12 protein-coding genes are annotated in these 17,160 nt (G+C 66.1%); 6 read left to right on the plus strand and 6 right to left on the minus strand.

Translation table 11 applies throughout. The features are described from left to right. The coding region (locus SM191_RS12935) for a serine hydrolase (RefSeq protein WP_341506554.1) at positions 1-930 on the plus strand (930 nt) is incomplete at its 5' end. 80 nt (positions 931-1,010) lie between these two features. Further along, positions 1,011-2,198 (plus strand): DUF2252 family protein, encoded by a 1,188-nt coding sequence (locus SM191_RS12940; protein WP_341506555.1) that lies wholly within the window; start codon positions 1,011-1,013, stop codon positions 2,196-2,198. A gap of 10 nt (positions 2,199-2,208) precedes the next feature. Here the strand turns inward: SM191_RS12940 and SM191_RS12945 are convergent, their stop codons facing one another. The 3 genes from SM191_RS12945 to SM191_RS12955 form a co-directional block, all read right to left on the minus strand. Continuing rightward, on the minus strand, positions 2,209-3,081 hold the full coding sequence (locus tag SM191_RS12945; RefSeq protein ID WP_341506556.1) for an alpha/beta hydrolase family esterase: 873 nt from the start codon (positions 3,079-3,081) through the stop codon (positions 2,209-2,211). 73 nt (positions 3,082-3,154) lie between these two features. Further along, on the minus strand, positions 3,155-4,363 hold the full coding sequence (locus SM191_RS12950) for an MFS transporter (RefSeq protein WP_341506557.1): 1,209 nt from the start codon (positions 4,361-4,363) through the stop codon (positions 3,155-3,157). A 114-nt stretch (positions 4,364-4,477) separates the two neighbouring features. Then, on the minus strand, positions 4,478-5,722 hold the full coding sequence (locus SM191_RS12955; protein ID WP_341506558.1) for an MFS transporter: 1,245 nt from the start codon (positions 5,720-5,722) through the stop codon (positions 4,478-4,480). 161 nt (positions 5,723-5,883) lie between these two features. On the opposite strand from SM191_RS12955, the gene SM191_RS12960 reads away from it, so the two are divergent. Further along, positions 5,884-8,025, plus strand: a complete 2,142-nt coding sequence (locus SM191_RS12960) for a TonB-dependent siderophore receptor (protein WP_341506559.1) — start codon at positions 5,884-5,886, stop codon at positions 8,023-8,025. A gap of 61 nt (positions 8,026-8,086) precedes the next feature. Further along, positions 8,087-8,362 carry a hypothetical protein gene (locus SM191_RS12965; RefSeq protein WP_341506560.1) on the plus strand — a complete coding sequence of 92 codons (276 nt, stop codon included), beginning with the start codon at positions 8,087-8,089 and terminating at the stop codon, positions 8,360-8,362. A gap of 46 nt (positions 8,363-8,408) precedes the next feature. Here SM191_RS12965 and SM191_RS12970 read toward each other — a convergent pair whose 3' ends face one another. Continuing rightward, a complete protein-coding gene (locus tag SM191_RS12970; RefSeq protein ID WP_341506561.1) occupies positions 8,409-10,886 on the minus strand; it encodes a glycoside hydrolase family 3 protein in 2,478 nt (825 codons plus the stop codon). A 156-nt stretch (positions 10,887-11,042) separates the two neighbouring features. On the opposite strand from SM191_RS12970, the gene SM191_RS12975 reads away from it, so the two are divergent. Next, positions 11,043-12,158: an SGNH/GDSL hydrolase family protein gene (locus tag SM191_RS12975; protein WP_341506562.1), complete on the plus strand. Its 1,116-nt coding sequence runs from the start codon at positions 11,043-11,045 to the stop codon at positions 12,156-12,158. Positions 12,159-12,163: 5 nt separating this feature from the next. Here the strand turns inward: SM191_RS12975 and SM191_RS12980 are convergent, their stop codons facing one another. Both SM191_RS12980 and SM191_RS12985 read right to left on the minus strand, forming a co-directional pair. Further along, the gene (locus SM191_RS12980) at positions 12,164-15,181 is read right to left on the minus strand and encodes a glycosyl hydrolase family 28-related protein (RefSeq protein WP_341506563.1); all 3,018 of its coding nucleotides are present in this window, start codon (positions 15,179-15,181) and stop codon (positions 12,164-12,166) included. Positions 15,182-15,241: 60 nt separating this feature from the next. After that, a complete protein-coding gene (locus SM191_RS12985; protein ID WP_341506589.1) occupies positions 15,242-15,463 on the minus strand; it encodes a helix-turn-helix domain-containing protein in 222 nt (73 codons plus the stop codon). Positions 15,464-15,810: 347 nt separating this feature from the next. On the opposite strand from SM191_RS12985, the gene SM191_RS12990 reads away from it, so the two are divergent. Continuing rightward, positions 15,811-17,157: a GntT/GntP/DsdX family permease gene (locus SM191_RS12990; protein WP_341506564.1), complete on the plus strand. Its 1,347-nt coding sequence runs from the start codon at positions 15,811-15,813 to the stop codon at positions 17,155-17,157. Positions 17,158-17,160 lie beyond the last annotated feature (3 nt).

Raw genomic sequence — 17,160 nt, forward strand, 5'->3', positions numbered from 1 at the left:
CGCCCCCAGCCCTCCGCCGACCTGCTCAACGCGGTTCAGGCCCTTGGCAGCACCTTCAAGGGCGAGGTGGGCATCAGCGTCCGCGATATCGATGAAGGCTGGGTCGTGGCGTGGGAAGGCGACCGTCCCCGCCCGCAACAAAGCGTCAGCAAGCTGTGGGTCGCGATCGCCGTCATGGATGCGGTCGATCGTGGTCGCCTGTCACTCTCCGATCCGATCACCGTCAATCGATCGGACCTGACCGTCTTTCACCAACCGATCCGCGCCCTTGTCGGCAAGACGGGCTATCGGACGACCATCGGCGAGTTGCTGCGAGGGGCCATGACGCGCAGCGACAATACATGCAACGATGTGCTCCTGTGGCGGGTCGGCGGACCCGATGCGATCAATCGCATGTTGTCCCAGAAGGGCGTGACGGGCGTCAAGTTCGGCCCCGGCGAGCGGGAATTGCAGGCGCGGACCGCCGGTTTGCAATGGCGACCCGAATGGGCCGGAGGCTGGGGCTTCCTCCAGGCCCGCGCCGCGATGACTTACGAAGCGCGGGAAAAGGCGCTGCGTCGCTATCTGGCCGCACCGATGGACGGCGCGTCGGCGAACGGCGTCACACTCGGCCTTTCGCTCCTGGCACAGGGCAAGTTGCTGACCGCACGATCGACGTCTTCGCTGCTGACGCTCATGCGCTCGAGCAAGACCGGGCCGCTCCGCCTCAAGTCCGGGCTTCGTCCCGGCTGGACGCTCGCGCACAAGACGGGGACCGGGCAGGATCTGGGCAGCCTTTCAACCGGATACAACGACGTCGGTCTGTTGGTCGCGCCCGATGGGCACCGCTACGCCGTTGCCGTCATGATCGCCAGCACGCGGGAATCCATTCCCGCCCGCATGCGCCTGATGGGAGATGTGACGCGGGCGGTCGTCGGCTCGGCGAGGTAGCATGCCGCTCAGCAATGTTTTGTCACTTTTGGGGCCGTGCGGCGTTATTGCTTCAAACATCGTCCGAGGCTCCATCGTAAATGCCCCTTCCCACCGAACGTCTCGCCATTCTCGAGGCCAAACGCACCCTTAAAAAGGCCCGGTCCGCCCATGCCTATGTTCGCGGCAATACGGCGAAATTCTATGAATGGCTGGCGGACTCGCCTTCCGCCCGACGGGTTCCTCGGGGACCGGACATCTGGATTTGCGGCGACTGCCATCTCGGCAATCTCGGGCCCGTGGCGAACGGCGAAGGCGCGGTGGAAATCCAGATCCGCGATCTGGACCAGGCCGTTATCGGCAATCCCGCACATGACCTGATCCGGTTGGGGCTGTCGCTGGCGACGGCGGCACGTGGCTCAGACCTGCCCGGCGTCGTCACCATGCGGATGATGGAGGAAATGGTCGAAGGCTATGCCGCCGCAATGCGCGATCCGGGCAGCGATGATCCGGGTACCAAGTCCGAGATCGTCCGCAGCGTCGAGCGGGAGGCATTGGGGCGACGTTGGCGGCACCTTGCCAAGGAACGGCTGGACGCCGTCGAGCCGCGTATCCCGCTCGGCAAGAAATTCTGGGATCTGACGCCAGAGGAACGCGAGGCCCTGACCACGCTGTTCGCCGATGAGGACGTCGCCCGGATGGTCCTGTCGCTGAAGGGCAAGCCCAAGGGGCGTGAGGTTCGCTTGGTCGATGCGGCCTATTGGATGAAGGGGTGTAGTTCGCTGGGGCTGCTGCGCTATGCCGCGATCGTGGGGCTCAAGACGGGCAAGGGCAACTGGTCCTATGCCCTGATCGACCTGAAGGAAGCCACCACCCCCATCGCCCCCGCCGCACCGGGCGCGGCCATGCCGAAGGACGATGCCGAGCGTGTCGTGACGGCGGCGAACGCAATGTCCCCCTATCTGGGCGCGCGGATGATGCCGGTGCATATGCTGGAGCGCTCGCTCTTCATCCGCGAATTGACCCCGCATGACCTGAAGCTGGAGGTCGACCAGTTCAGTCAGGGCGAGGCGGTGAAGGCCGCGCGTCATCTCGCTTTCGTCGTGGGCAAGGCCCATGCACGGCAGATGGATGACCGGACCCGTTGCGACTGGCTGGAGACGTTGGAGGCGGATCGGCGGGGCGCGCTCGATACCCCGTCATGGCTGTGGGAAAGCGTCGTGTCGCTCGCGGGTAGCCATGAGGCGGGCTATCTCGACCATTGCCGCCGCTATGCCCTCGCCGCCTGACCGCCGCAGGTCAGCGCGTATGGTGGGACAAGAATGCCCACATCGCCTCGTTATCGACGGTGGACCAGCTATGCCCCCCGCCCCGCTTCACGCGCACTGCGACGGTCGCATCACCCCTGCACAGCGTATAGCCCTGCTCATAGTCGCTCGCGTCGATGGTCCGGGCATAGGGGCGCGAACAGCCATTCAGCGCGGCCCAGCGCGCGAGCGCCGTGGTCTGCGAATATCGCCAATAGGGCGCACCACCGCCGCTGATGGGGTTGGTCGTATCGGCGTCGCCCGAAAAGGCGAGGACGGGCATCGGAATTCCGGGGCGGCACGTCGAGGGATCGACGCGGTCGGGATCGCCTTCGAGCGGCCGACCCGCCCGCAAGCCGACGACCGGCGCGATCGCGGCAAATCGGTGCGGCACGTGGCAACCCAGCAGCGAGGTCATACGCCCGCCACCGGACAGGCCCGTCGCATAGACCCGCGCGCCATCAACACAGCCGGTCGCGATCATGCGGTCCACCAGCCCGGTCAGATAGCCGATGTCGTCACGAGCCGTCCTCGGCGGCAATGCGCCCGTGACGGTCGGGACACCGGGAATATTCCAGACGAAGCCACGGCCCGCCGGGATACCCCCGTTTGGCGCCACGACGATGAAGCCATGGCGGTCCGCGGTTTCGGCCATCCCGCTGTCCCGCAGCATCTCCGCACCGTTGCTGGTGCTGCCGTGGAGAAGCACCAGCAACGGCATCGCGACGGTCGAGGGCTTTGAAGGCAGATGGATGAGGGCGCGTTCGGGCAAGGCATCCACAGCGCCCATGCGACATTCCGCCAGAGCGGCGTTGGAAAGGACACAGGCGATCAGTGCCGTCAGCAGGCGCAGGAACTTCAGCATATCGCGGTTCTACAATTCCTTCACCCGCTCGCCCAGTCGGAACGCCGATCATCCGTGACGCCGGGACAGCCCATCATCGCCATGTCCTTACCCCCAGGATCGCCAACCCACCCGACATGGTGATCAGGGCCAGCACCAGCAGGACGGTGTCGAAATCCTGCGGCGTCGCGAATACCCAGGCGAGCATCGCTCCCAAAAGGCTCGGCAGGGTATTGGTCAGGTTGAACAGCCCCAAATCCCTTCCACGATGACGCGGATCGGGCAGCAACTGAAAGCTGAGCCCCGAATGCAGCGCGGCGAACACCGACGATCCGGCGGTGTAGAGGATGAAGGCCGCCGCCCCCGCCTCCCGGCTTTGCGCGGAGGCCATGGCGACCAACCCGGCCGCCGCGACCAGGGCGGCCAGCAGCAGGACATATTTGCGCCGTTCGGGCCTGTCCGCCGCGCGGCCGAACAGCAATGCGATCGGCAGCGGTACGATGAAGCCCAATGTGAAGACCTGCCCGATCCAGCGAGGCAGATCGGCGCGCTCGGCGGGCGGCACGATCGTCTGGAAATAATAAAGGAGATAGCCCTGGGGCACGACCCCCGCAATCTGGATCAGCAGCCTGGACAGACCCGCGATCCACAAGTCCCGACGAGGGGGGCGTGATCGCGCCGTCTCGGGAACCATCGGCACGTTGAGCGCCCGCGCGTGGGTCAGGATCAGCGGCAAGACGCAGACCGCGATCATTCCGCCGACGACCGCGAGCCGCCCGCCCTCTCCCAGCATCGCTTCGCCGACCAACCATGCGGACAGCGCCGCCGCCGCCGGATTGCCCAGCGCGATCAATCCTCCGGCCATGCCCCGCTTCGCATCCGGGATTTCCTCGGCCATGATCGCCATCAACGGTGCAAGCACGGCGTTGACTGCCAATTGAAAGCACAGGATCGCCGTGATCACTGAGACGGGGGTCGTCGCCAGACCGATCAAAGCATAGCTTGCCAGTATCCCGACCAAGCCGATCGCTATCCATAGCCGCCGACCCCGGCCCGCCTGCGCCGACCGATCGCTGAGCCAGCCGAACAGGATATTGGCAAGGCTCGCCACCACGGCGCCCGACACGGCGATCAGCGACAGAAGCGCGATCCGCCCGTCCGGACTGATCGCCTCCACCTTCAAGGGTACCAGCAAGGTCAGCAGCGGCAGATACGCGATCACGCCCCCGACATTGGCGAGCCCGAAAAGCGATAAAGGAGGCGATGATCGCGACAGGATCGGTTCGGGGTTGGATGGGGACATGCCCCTCCCTGCCCTCGATCGACCCTTGCGGCAACGACTTAGCGTTTCATCGTCTGCCCTTGGACCGTGACGGTTGAGACCATCGCCGACAGTCCGACCTTCCGCCAAGGTCGATCAAGCCTGAGGCGGCACGACCGGCGTCGAAACCGGCTCGACCGTCAGGGGTCGGACCCAGAACAGCAGCAGGCTGCCGATCAGCGCAAACAGTCCCAGCATCAGGCAGAAACCGACCACACCGGGCCAGCCCCTGTGCGTCCAGGCGATCCCCCCGGCGGAGCCCAATATGCTCGACCCCATATAATAAAAGAATAGATACCACGCCGCCGCCTGCCCCCGCATCGCACCGCCGCGCCTGCCGACCCAGGCGCTGGCGATCGAGTGCGCTCCGAAAAAGCCGATCGTCACGACGGCGATCCCCGCGACGACGAGCCAGAGGGGCGCAGCCAGGGTCAGCGCGACCCCGCCGATCAGCAGCGCAGTGGGAAGCCAGAATATCCTTCGCCGCCCGACCCTACCCGCCAGGCCGCCGAACAGGCTCGAACTCATTGATCCCAGGACATAGAGGAGGAAGACCGCCCCCACCGTCGCCTGTCCCAGATGATAGGGCGGTCCCAGCAGATGGAATCCGGCATAGTTGTAGACCGTGACGAACATGCCCATCAGCAGGAAGCTCTCGGCATAAAGCAGCCGCAGCGCCGGATCGCGAAACAGGGTCACGGCACCGCGCGGCAGCGAAAGCCAATCGGCCTCGCCCGCGACAAACCGCCGGGACACGGGGGCCAGACGGCGGAACGCCTCCGCCATGGCCAGCCCCGCCAGACCCACCGCCGCGATCGCCCAGCGCCAATCGGCCACCGCCGCGACGAGGCTGGCGACCAACCGCCCTCCCATTCCGCCCAGCGCGCTTCCTGCGATGTAAAGGCCCATGGCCGAGCCGATCGAACCCGCATCCACCTCCTCGGCGACATAGGCCATGGCGACCGCCGGGACCCCCGCCAACGCCAGTCCGGCCAGCAGCCGCAGGGCGAGCAGCGCGTACCAGCTCGGCGCGACCGCGCTGGCGAGGGTCAGGATCGCCGCCGCCATCATGGCGATCGTCATCAGCGAGCGGCGTCCCCATCGATCGGAAAGCGCCCCCGCCACCAGAATGCCGATGGCCAGCGGCCCGGTCGCCATCGACACGGCGAGCGAGGCGGCCTCGGCGCTCAGGCGATAATGCCGGGCGAGTTCCGGCAATAGGGGTTGCACCGCGTAAAGGGTGGAAAAGGTCGCGAACCCGGCGAAGAGCATCGCCAGGGTCAGGCGTCGATATTCGGAAGAGCCCTTGCTGAGGGCGGCGGGAAGCGATGCGTCGGTCATGATCTCGCCTTAACGCATTCCGTTCACGGAGGATGGCGGGCACTGCGCGATCGATGCACAAGCCCCGGTCGATTGCCTGTCTTCATCGACCATCGACCATCACGGTTGCACCGGAACCCTAATCTCGTTAATGCGAGGCGATAGCAATAAAGGGGTGGCATGTGAAATTTGTTACGATGGCGGCTGGCTGGGTCGCGGCACTGGTGTGCATGCCCGCTATGGCACAGCCGCCCGGCCTCCCGTCCGACCGTGTCGAAGAAGACGCGGGTCAAGACAGGGAAGTCGTCGTCACCGGGCGGGCGCAGCGTCTGTACCGGGTCGATACCACCACGGTCGGAAAGGCCGCCGAAGACCCGTTGAACATCCCGCAGGCGTTGCAGGTCATCAATTCCGACCTGTTCACGGATCAGGGCGCGCGGGATGCGACCGACATTTATCGCAATATCTCGGGCGTCAGTGCATTCAGCTATGCCGGGGTCACCTTTCGCGGCTTTCGACAGGACCAGTCCTTCTACGACGGGCAACGCGGCAATCCCTTTATCGGCTTCTCGGTCCCGCAACTGTTCAACATCAGCCGCGTCGAGGTGCTGAAAGGCCCGGCGGGTCTGTTCTTCGGCCCCGGCTCTCCGGGTGGGATCGTCAACTATGTCTCCAAGACACCGAGCGAGGTGAGCGCATTGCGCACGGTCGCGACGCTCGGCAACTATGACCGGGCGGGCATTTCGTCGGAGGCGACGGGCAAGGTCGATGCGGAGGGAGTCGTCACCTATCGCATCGGCGGCTTCTTTGAAGCGATGAAGCCCTTTCGCTACAATACGAAGAACAGCGCGCTGATCGGCGATGGCGGGTTGTCGTTCCGAACCAATAAGGGCGGCAAGCTGACCGTCCAGGCGACCGTCTATGACAATTTCCTTCGGGCCAACCGCCTTCGCGGCGTGCCGGTCGACAATGACGGCAACTTCCTGGGCGACATCCGCTGGAACGCCAATGAGCCGACTGACTTCCTCCATCTGAAATCGCAGGCCTATCAGGCGCGTTACGCCACCACGATCGGCGATGCGGTGACGTTCGACGCGGGCGCCCGCTATTTCGACGCGACCGAGACGCAGCAATATCACGAACCGCGCGGCTTCGTGGCGGGGAGCACCGATCTGATCGCGCGCGAGTTCCGCGACCAGATCCGCAGCGTCGACGGCCTGTCGTTCATGGCCAACGCGACCGCGAAAGTCCAAATTGCGGGCATGACCCACAAATTCCAGGCCGGTGCCGACTGGTATGACGAGACCAGCATCCTCGACTCGCGGATTCTGCGGAACGGGGTCACGCCGCTGTCGCTGAGCAAGCCGGTCTACACCGTCACCGGCCGCGACGTCGCCCGCGTCGCCGCGCTGCCCTTCGCCGTCACCGATACGCGGACCAAGCGGCAGGGCGGCTATCTTCAGGACCAGATCAGCATCACCGACGCGCTGCTGATCGTCGGCGGCGTTCGCTATGACCGGTTCGATGACGCCGTGACGACCGCCACCGGCGGACGGACGACGGCAAGCTCGGCCTATAGCGATGGCCGCTTCACCTATCGCGGAGGAGCGATCTTCAAGCCCCAGGAGCGATTGTCGCTCTATGCGAGTTGGTCCGGCAGCTTCGAGCCGCAAAGCGCCGCCAGTCAGAATGTCGATGCGGGCGGCCCCTTCGCCCCGGTGACGGGCGGCCAGATCGAAGCGGGGGTCAAGTCGGTGCTGCTGGGCGGGCGGCTTCAGGCCAATGCCGCGATCTACCGGATCATCCGGCGCAACCTGCTTCAGGTCGATCCGTCCCAGCCGCCCGTCAACGGCGTGGATCAACTCCGTCCGATCGGAGAAGTAACGAGCAAGGGGTTCGAGTTCGACCTGTCGACGGACCTGACACCCGATTGGGTGCTGCTGGCCAACTATGCCTATAACGACACGAAGATCACCGGCACGGTGGCGGGGCAGTCGCTGACCAACGCGGTCGGCGATCGCTTCGCCAATGCGCCGCGCCATCAGCTCGGCTTCTGGACACGCTATCAGATCGCGCCGATCGGCACGGCGATCGGCTTCGGCGGCGAATATCTGTCCAGCAGGATCAGCCTGTCGGGCCAGACGGTGCAGCCCTATACGATTTTCGATGCCTCGATCACCAAGAGCCTGGGGATCGCGGAGTTGATGCTGCGCGTCGATAACCTGTTCGACAAGCGCTATACCGCCTCGGGCTTTTCCGCACAGACGGGCAGTTTTCCCGGTGAGCCGCGCACGTTGCTGGCGGAATTGCGCCTGCGGCTCTGATCGGCTGGTCCTGCAACTTCCAACGCGCTCCGACGCTTACGAGGGCGTAAGGAGATCGCTGTTGGACGACGAATTCGCGGAGGCCATTGCGGGCAATCTGGCCGCCCATGGCTTCATCATGGAGAATCTGTACGCGCTGCTGCTCGTCGGCGACAAGGACCCGGTAGGCGCCTGTCGCGCGACGGCGCAGAGCATGTTGCGCGACTTCGGCCGGTTGCAGGCGACCGGGGTTCAGGCGATGTCCGACGACGAGGTAGGCCGCATCAGGCAACATGCGCTGGATCGCCTGAAGCGTTTCTGGGAGGGCGTGGAATTTCGTCTGGAGAACGCCGAATAAGGGCGGGGCTGACCGCGACCGGTCGCCCCCCGCCAATCACCCCGGCTCAGCGCACGCCGCAACTCACCGGCCCCGGAGGCGCACTGGCGATCCGGATCGAAGAGATATCGAGCGTCAGCTTGCCCGAGGTCGATAGCACCCAGGGCCGGGATACGGCGGCCATGTCCACCCCGCCATCGGCGAAGCAGCGCAACGGCACCGCCAACTGCCGCCATTCGCCGAGGGCGCCCTTGAGCGCGCCCGTGATCGGCGCCGACGCCGCCTTGCCGCCCTCGATGCCCAGAGTAACCTCACCCGTGGGGGCCGCCGTCACGCGGTAATCGAGCAACAGGCTCAACTGCCCGTTCGACTCGCGCGTCACGTCGATCGGCTTGGCCTCCTCGATCGCGGCGCGGGCCGGGCCGCTGCCCGCAAAGGCGAAGCGCAGGCTGTCCTCCTGTGCGGCGCGGTCGATACGGCTCTGCTGCACCGCGCCGCCCAGGTCCAGCCGCGCCCCTGCGACGACGCGGCCCCGCACGAACAGGGCGTTCTGATCCCCCGCCGCGACCGCCGGACGCACCTCGCTCAGCATTGGCACCGTGCCGCCTTGCGCATAGGTCAGGCCATAGCCGATCGGGAACAGCGGATCATAGCCGGGGTCGCGCTTGTTCAGGACATATTGGTCGAGGCGCTTGGGCCAGGAGAAGCTGAGCTTGCCGTGGAAATCATGGCGCGGCTTGCCGTCCCGCCCCGCGATCAGGACATCGGCCACGCCGCCGCCCTCGGTTCCCGGCAGGAAGGCCGCGACGAAGGCGTCCGCCGCATTCATCTCCGGATTCACCCAGAGTGGACGGCCCGACAGGAACACCGCGACGACCGGGATACCGGCGGCCTTGAATTTCTTGAGCAGCGCGAGGTCGCTCTTGTCCTCCGGGCTATATTCCAATGTCGGACGGTCGCCGGTGAATTCGGCATAGGGGGTTTCGCCGAACACCATGATGGCGACGTCGGGTTTGGTCGCATAGCGGCCATCGACCGCCAGCGTCGCCTTGCCGCCGCCCGCGCGCACCGCCTCGTCGATCCCCGACCAGATGGACTGGCCGTTGGGGAAATTGACATTGGAGACGCCGGTTCCCTGCCAGGTGATCGACCAGCCGCCCGCCTGTTGACCGATATTGTCCGCGCCGCGACCCGCGACCAGGATATTCGCACCGGGCTTCAGCGGCAGGACACCGCCATTGTTCTTGAGCAGAACCAGCGACTCCCGCACCGCCTGACGGGCGATGGCGCGATGCTCGGGCGCACCGATCAGCTTGAACTGCCCGCTGACGGGCCGGGAGGACGGGCGGCCCGCCTCGAACGAACCGGCCAGCATCTTCACCCGCAGGATGCGACGCACCGCATCGTCCAGACGCGCGGCTGGGATGGTTCCGTCCTTCGCCTCGCGCAGCGTGTTGTCATAGAGCTGTTTCCAGCCCGCCCCGGAGTACATGAACATGTCGAGCCCGGCATTGATCGCCGCCGGGCAATCCTCGTTGCTGCAACCCGGCACCTGCCCATGGGCGTTCCAGTCGCCGATGGTGAAGCCGTCAAAGCCCAGCCGGTCCTTCAGCACGCCGGTCAACAGGCTCTTGTTGCCCGTCATCTTGGTGCCGTTCCAACTGGAGAAGCTGGGCATCACGGTCAACGCGCCGGCGACCAGGCCGCTGCGATAACCGGCAGCGTGCACGTCGCGCAGCACCTCCTCCGAGACGCGCGTATCGCCCTGGTCCCGCCCGCCGGTCCCGCCATCGCCCAGGAAATGCTTGATCGAGGAAATGACGTGGCCGGGCTTCATGAAGTCGCCGCCGACCCGGCCCTGAATGCCCTCGACCATCTGTCCGGCATAGGATTCGACGATCGCGGGATCTTCCGAATAGCTTTCATAGGTGCGACCCCACCGGTCGTCCTGCACCACCGCGACGGTGGGCGCGAAGCTCCAGTCGATGCCGGTCGCCGCCGTCTCCGCCGCCGTCGCTGCGCCGATCTTGCGGATCAGTTCGGGATCGCGCGCCGCACCCAGCCCGATATTATGCGGGAACAGCGTCGCGCCGACGATATTGTTCGCGCCGTGCACCGCGTCCGTGCCCCAGATCAACGGCACCTGCGGGCGACCGTCGCTGCGCTTCGTTGAGGCGTCCCAGAAGGCGTCGAACAGCCTCAGCCATTCGGGCGCGGGCGCGAATTCGTCGTTATTGGGCGCGGAATTGCCGCCGTTCAGGATCGAGCCGAGCTTATAGGTCTCCAGGTCCTTGGGCGTGATCGAGGCGATGTCGACCTGGATCAACTGACCCACCTTGTCCTCGACGCTCATCCGCGACAGGATCTGCTCGACCCGCGCTTCGACCTTGGGATCACGCTGGCGCTTCAGGGACAGCTTGGGCCACAGATCGGGATGCGCCACCGCTGCGGCGTCGGGCGCGACGGGGGCCGCCTGCTGCCCGATCGCGCCGCTGCTCAGGACGGTCGCGGCCACGATCATGGCCAGGCTCCGGGAAAACGCCATCGTCAAATCTCTCCTATCGCTTTTCCCTGCCGTGCCGGTTTCATGACGAAACTGTCAACAAGGCAAATCCGGAAGAGGATTCCGATTGCACCGGATCGCAACGGAGTTAGCAATCCGTGCAGGGGCAAGACGAACAATGTCCCTTCAGGAGAGACGATGCTTCGTGGCCTAATCCCCGCCAGCCTGTTGCTGCTGACCGGCCTGCCTTCCGATTCGCAGGCTCGAACCGGTCCGCAGGGCGCGATCCGACCGCTGGCCGCGGAGGCACCAGCGGGGCATCCCCTGCCCCTCCATAACGGCGGACGCGTGGTCGATGGGACCAGCTATCGTCGGCAATGGCCCGGCACCTATTGGGAGGGAGCCTTCCGTGGGCCAGCCGTCGATCTGGGGATCGGGCCGGGTGCCGTCTCGCTTCGCATCGCGATCGATGGCGGCGCGCCCATATCGCTCGTCCGCCCCGCGCCCGGCCTGTATCGTGTTACCGCCCAGGGCGCGGGCGAACACCGCATCCGCGTCGATGTGGTCAGCGAAAGCCAGGCGGGGCCGACCGAGTTTCGAGGCCTGTTCGCCCCCGGCGGCACGACGCCCCTCCCCGCTCCACATCCCCGCGCCCGACAGATCGAGTTCATCGGGGACTCCCACACGGTCGGCTACGGAAACACCTCGCTCACCCGGCAATGCGGCCAAGACGCCATTTGGGAGACCACGAACACCTCGCTCGGCCCGGCGGGCGTGACGGCGGCGCGCTATAACGCCGATTATCAGGTCAACGCCATTTCCGGCCGGGGGATCGTGCGCAACTATGGCGGCTTTGCCGCGCCGACGCTGCCGGAGGCCTATCCCTTCGCCCTGTTCGACTCCGATATCGCGGCAAGCTCTCCGGGCTGGAACCCGCAGATCGTCGTCATCGCCCTGGGCACCAACGACTTCACCACGCCATTGAAGGCCGGGGAACGCTGGCGCGATCGCGATGCGCTGCACCGCGATTTCGAGGGCCGCTATGTCGCCTTCGTCCATGACCTGCGGCGCAAATATCCCAAGGCGTATTTCGTCCTCTGGGCGACCGATCTGGCCGATGGCGAAATCGCTGCCGAGGTCGACAAGGTGGCCGACCGGCTAAAGACCGAAGGCGAACGGCGGATCAGCTTCGTGCCGGTGACGGGCTTGTCCTTCCGGGGATGCGACTCCCACCCCGACACCGGGGACGACCGCGCCATTGCGGCGGCCATCGCCCAGGCGGTGGATGCCGTACCCGGCGTATGGGGGCGTTGAGGCGGTCAGAGATCGACGGCGTAGAGCGAATGGTGCGTCAGGACGAACAACCGTCCGGCACCGTCCTTGTCCATCACCAGTTGCAGCGGCCGCTCGGGCATGTCGATCCGGCGTAGCAATCGACCGTCCGGCGCATAGACGAACACCTGCCCGTTCGCGACATAGAGATTGCCCGCCGCATCGCGTGTCACGCTCTCCCCGCCCCGTTCGGCCAGCACGCGGAAATCGGTGACGGTGCCGTTCGACCCGACCCGTCCGGCATAGGTCCGGTTTTCGGACTCGTTGGTGACGACGACCTCGCCACCGCTGGGCGCGGATGCGAAGCCATGGGCATCCAGGGTATCCGACCAGCGCCAGCCCCGGTGATCGTCCGGCCCCTGGTTCCACACGCGGAAGGCCGGAAGTACCAGCGAACCATCGGGTGACACATATTCCTGCGCCTTGGCCTCGCCCATCTTGGCGGTGAACAGGTCGGCCATGGTCGGATAGGCATAGCTTTTCGGGTCGATCCGGTCGGCGAACTCGCCATTGGCCCAGACATTGACCGGCAGCAGCGTCGTCGCCCCCTGATGCTGGCGCGATGGCGTCGGCGGTATGACCGTGACCGCCGCCGGGTGGGCGGGATCGATGCTGTACACCGTGCCGTCACGCCCCGCCGAGGACAGGACCAGCAATCGCCCGGATCGATCGACCGCCAGATTGACCGCGTCGAGCGGCGCATCGGCGACGATGTTCAGCCCCTCCGCCGTCGACCAGCCATAGATGCGCTGAAAGAAGCGATCGATGAAGTAGAGCCTGCCCTTGGCATCCATCGCGCCTCCGGCGACCGAGTAGAATCCGTCCGCCAGCTTGCGAACGCCCGGCGACACCGGCACGGCGGACTGGACCGCCGCCGTTGCGGGCGCGGGCGGCACGTCGAGGCTGGCGAACTCGCGCTCGCGCACCTCGGTCTGGCGGGTCATGTCCTTGATCGCGTTCTCGAACGGATATTTGCTGGCGCGGATGAAGGTGCCGCACCCCTTTTCGTCGCAACTTGCAAAGCCGCTCTCGGCGTTCACATGGACGTTGCGGAAACGGATATCGCCCGAATCGTAGAGCCTGACCGCCGCGTCCATCGGCTTGGCGGTGCGCGTCACGCGATAGCCATGGTAATTGGCGAACAGGATGTTGCGGCTGTGGCGGAATTCGGTCGAGACGGCATTGACCCCGTCGCGCACCTCCTGCTCGGTCTGGGGGGCGAGGAACTCCCAGTTCGCGACATGATCCAGCACGATCTCGGCGCGGTAGTGATGCTCGGCCGAAAGCTGATAGACATGGCCCGGCGTCGTGGTGTTCGAGACATGGAAACCCGCCGACGCCAAGGTATTGGGCGACCATAGCGCGTTGAACGTACCTCCGCCGCCGTCCGTCACCCAGATGCTGGGATATTGGCCGTCGAACCGCGCGCGATCGCTACCGAAGCCGATCGGACTGCCGGGCGTCAGCACGGTGCCGCCGCCACCCTGGATCTTCACGTCATCCACCAGCGAAGCCTCGCCCGCCTTCCACAGAAGCGCGGTGGCGCGCGGATTGACGCCGCCGGTCCAAAGCCCGACGCCGGAGATCATCCCCGCCCCACCCTTCGCACTCTCGATCAGCGCGCGAGCGGAGCCGACCCCGCGATAGGGGGGCGAGTCATCCGCCAGATAGATATGCGTCAGGCTGGGATGCAGTGCGATCAGCACGCTGTCCGGCCGCAGCTTCAGCGTGTCGCTGATCCGGTAGCGTCCCATCGGCAGGTAAAGCACGCGGTGCGTATCGATCGCGCGTTGCAGTGCGGCGGTATCGTCGGTCGTGTCGTCGCCCTTGACGCCCAGGTCACGGACATTGGTCCAGGCGTTCATGGCGGGGAGCGCTGGGATGGCGGGACGGGGCCGGGCGGGTGCCTTGGCCAGCGGCGTCATGCGCACATCCGTCGCGAAGTCGCCCATCTCACCCAGCGCCGGGACCTTCAGGCCGTAGGAGAAGTCCGCGACGCGGTAGCGCGCTCCCGCGCCTTTCACCGTCCGGCCGCTGTCGCGGAAGCGCGCGAAGACCGGCGTCGCGATCCCCACCGCATCGTCGAACCCGATCTGCGTGAACACACTCCTTTCCGACGAGATCAGTACGCCCGCATCGCGGACATTCTCGAACCGCACCTGCTTGCCCCAGAGCGAGTCCGAATAGCCGCGATCTATCTCGATCCCGACCGGCGTATCGCGGATCGCGACGTTGACCAGCGTCAGGTCGACCTCGTGCTCGCGGATCGCCGCCTCGCGCTGCCCGACGAAATCGGAATCGATCAGCGTGAACTGCCAGGCGGGCGAGGTCTTCTCGGTAACGATACCATATCGTCCCCCGAAAAAGCGCAGGCCCTGGGCGGCATTCCCCGCCTGATAGATACCGGCGAAGCCCGATCCCAGATGGAAGTCGACATGGCGCAAATAGCCATGCTGGGCGACGCGGAAGCGCACCGCCACCGCGCCCGCATTGCCCGCTCCGATACGGAAATCGATATTGGCCAGCGCGGAATAGAAGGTGGTCGAGGTCGCGTCGAACAGGCTTTCGTCGAACGGCACCGTCGTCGGCACCGGCACCGGCGGCTTGCCCGCGCGATACTGGTCCTCACCCGCGAAGGTCAGCATGGCGGCGATGCCCGATCCGAAACCCGGCGTGGCATCGCCCAGCAGGATTTCGGGCCGGGTCGCGCCGACGCCGAATATCCGCACGCCCGAGCGCAGGATAATCGTGCGGCTGATCCGGTATCGACCGGACGGCAGGAAGACGATCCCGCCATGGCCGCTCTTCGCCGCGGCATCGATCCCCTGCTGGATCGCCGAGCTATCGTCGGCGCGGCCATCGCCGACGCCACGGATCGTCACCGCCTGCGGGTCGGACGGGGCGGTTCTATAGACCGATCTCGAGGATTGTGCCGCGACCGGTGTCGCCATCGACGGCGCGAACGCCATCACCACCGCCGCGCCGAGCAGCCAGTTCGTTTTCATGGTCCTCTCCCTGTTTCGGCCTCATCGTAACCGCCGGGCCGTCGACGTCGCCAAACTGGATCAAGCCGGTTGCCAGCCGTGGAGGCTGAGCGCCTGTGCCGCGATCGCCACCTGGGTCCGGTTGCGCACGTTCAGCTTGCGCATCAACGCGGTCATGTGCGCCTTCACCGTCGCCTCGGCGATGCCCAGATCGAACGCGATCTGCTTGTTGAGCAGGCCGGAATGAACGCCGCGCAGGACCTTCATCTGGGTCGGAGTCAATTGCGCGAGTGCCGCCGCCATGGGTGCGGCAAGGCCCGGACTTGCGGGCTGACGGGCGATCGAGTGCATCCCTTCCATCGTCATCCTCCTCCATGTGGCTCGTTGGCCATCGGCTGTCGGTCGTGCACGCCGACATGGTCCGATCGTCCCCCGAACGCGCTCCATATGGACGGATTCGGTTGGACAGGTTTTCACCATGCGCCCAGCCATTGTTCAGGATCAAGCCCTTTTATGTTGCCGGATTGCAAAAACCTGTCGTACAACTCCGCATGAACCATGGGCAGGTGAACACACCGCCCCAATGCCGAAGGAGGGGTGTCGATGCGCGATCCACGAAGCATGACCATCGTCTTGCGACGGGCGATGCGATGACGGGCAGTGACGTCAGGCTGATCGCCGCCGCGCTGGCAGGCATAATGCTGGCGGTCCTGATGATCGTTCGCGGGCGGCTCCATCCTTTTATCGGGCTGCTGTGCGGTGCCTTCGCGGTCGGGCTTCTCGCCGGACTGCCGCTGGCCGATATCGCCAAGGCGGTGCAAAAGGGCGTGGGCGATATCGTCGGCGGAACCGGCCTGGTCGTCGCGCTCGGCCTGTCGCTGGGCGCGATGCTGCATTTGTCGGGCGCCGCCGCCGCCCTGGCCCAAAGCGCCCTGCGACTGACCGGCGCGAGAGCCGCGCCCTGGGCGACCCTGGGCATCGCGATCCTGATCGGCCTGCCGCTGTTCTTCGAAACCGGTCTTGTCCTGTTGCTGCCGATCGTCGTGGCGGCGGCGGAGGCGATGGACGCACCGGATGGCCCGGCGCGCGACGCGGCCAAGCTGCGTCTCATCATGCCCGCGCTCGCCGGGCTGGGCGTGGTCCATGCGCTGGTCCCCCCGCACCCGGGTCCGTTGCTGGCGGTCGAAGCGCTGGGGGCCAATCTGGGCCGGACGATGCTGTACGGCATCCTGATCGCCATCCCGACCGCGATCATCGCGGGCCCGGCGCTGGCGCGCATCGTGACGCCGGGTGTGCGGCTGGCCCCGCCGGTGCTGGGCGATCATCGCCTGGATGTTGCGACACCGGGGCTGGGGGCGGCGCTGTTCATCGTCCTGCTCCCCGTGCTGCTGATCGCGACCGGGGAACTGGGTCAGCTATCCCCGGCATGGAAGGGCAGCGCCTGGCTGGTGGCCGCCAGCAATCCGGTGATCGCGCTGCTCGTCACCAATCTGCTCGCCCTGCCCCTGTTGTTCGGACGTCGGCTGCGCGAGGCGAAGATTCAGGATGCGGTCTGGCACGAGACCATGGGCGCGGCAGGCGCCATCCTTCTCGCGATCGGTGCTGGCGGCGCATTGAAACAGGTGCTGGTCAGCGCGGGGCTGTCCGATCTGCTAGCGCGACTGGTGACCATGTACGCCATCTCGCCGCTGCTGCTCGGCTGGCTGGTCGCGGTGGGGATCAGGCTGGCGGCGGGATCGGCGACGGTCGCGACCATCACTGCGGTCGGCATCATGCCCGGCGTGGTGGCGGGATCGGGTGTCGCGCCCGAGCTGGTCGTGCTGGCGATCGGTGCGGGGTCGGTGTTCTTCAGCCATGTCAACGATCCCGGCTTCTGGCTGGTCAAAAGCTATGTCGGGACCAGCACCGCCGACACCTTCCGCACTTGGTCGATGCTGGAGACGGTGATCTCGGTGGTCGGCCTCGCGCTGGTGATGATCCTGAGCCATATCGTCTGAACG

The organism is Sphingomonas sp. 2378, from assembly GCF_038084995.1.
GTDB lineage: Bacteria > Pseudomonadota > Alphaproteobacteria > Sphingomonadales > Sphingomonadaceae > Sphingomonas.

Bases quoted from the DNA above. Each gene is read 5' to 3' on its own strand.
- SM191_RS12940 (WP_341506555.1), top strand. From the start codon at position 1,011: ATGCCCCTTCCCACCGAACGTCTCGCCATTCTCGAGGCCAAACGCACC.
- SM191_RS12945 (WP_341506556.1), bottom strand. From the start codon at position 3,081: ATGCTGAAGTTCCTGCGCCTGCTGACGGCACTGATCGCCTGTGTCCTT.
- SM191_RS12950 (WP_341506557.1), bottom strand. From the start codon at position 4,363: ATGTCCCCATCCAACCCCGAACCGATCCTGTCGCGATCATCGCCTCCT.
- SM191_RS12955 (WP_341506558.1), bottom strand. From the start codon at position 5,722: ATGACCGACGCATCGCTTCCCGCCGCCCTCAGCAAGGGCTCTTCCGAA.
- SM191_RS12970 (WP_341506561.1), bottom strand. From the start codon at position 10,886: ATGGCGTTTTCCCGGAGCCTGGCCATGATCGTGGCCGCGACCGTCCTG.
- SM191_RS12975 (WP_341506562.1), top strand. From the start codon at position 11,043: ATGCTTCGTGGCCTAATCCCCGCCAGCCTGTTGCTGCTGACCGGCCTG.
- SM191_RS12980 (WP_341506563.1), bottom strand. From the start codon at position 15,181: ATGAAAACGAACTGGCTGCTCGGCGCGGCGGTGGTGATGGCGTTCGCG.
- SM191_RS12985 (WP_341506589.1), bottom strand. From the start codon at position 15,463: ATGGCGGCGGCACTCGCGCAATTGACTCCGACCCAGATGAAGGTCCTG.
- SM191_RS12990 (WP_341506564.1), top strand. From the start codon at position 15,811: ATGACGGGCAGTGACGTCAGGCTGATCGCCGCCGCGCTGGCAGGCATA.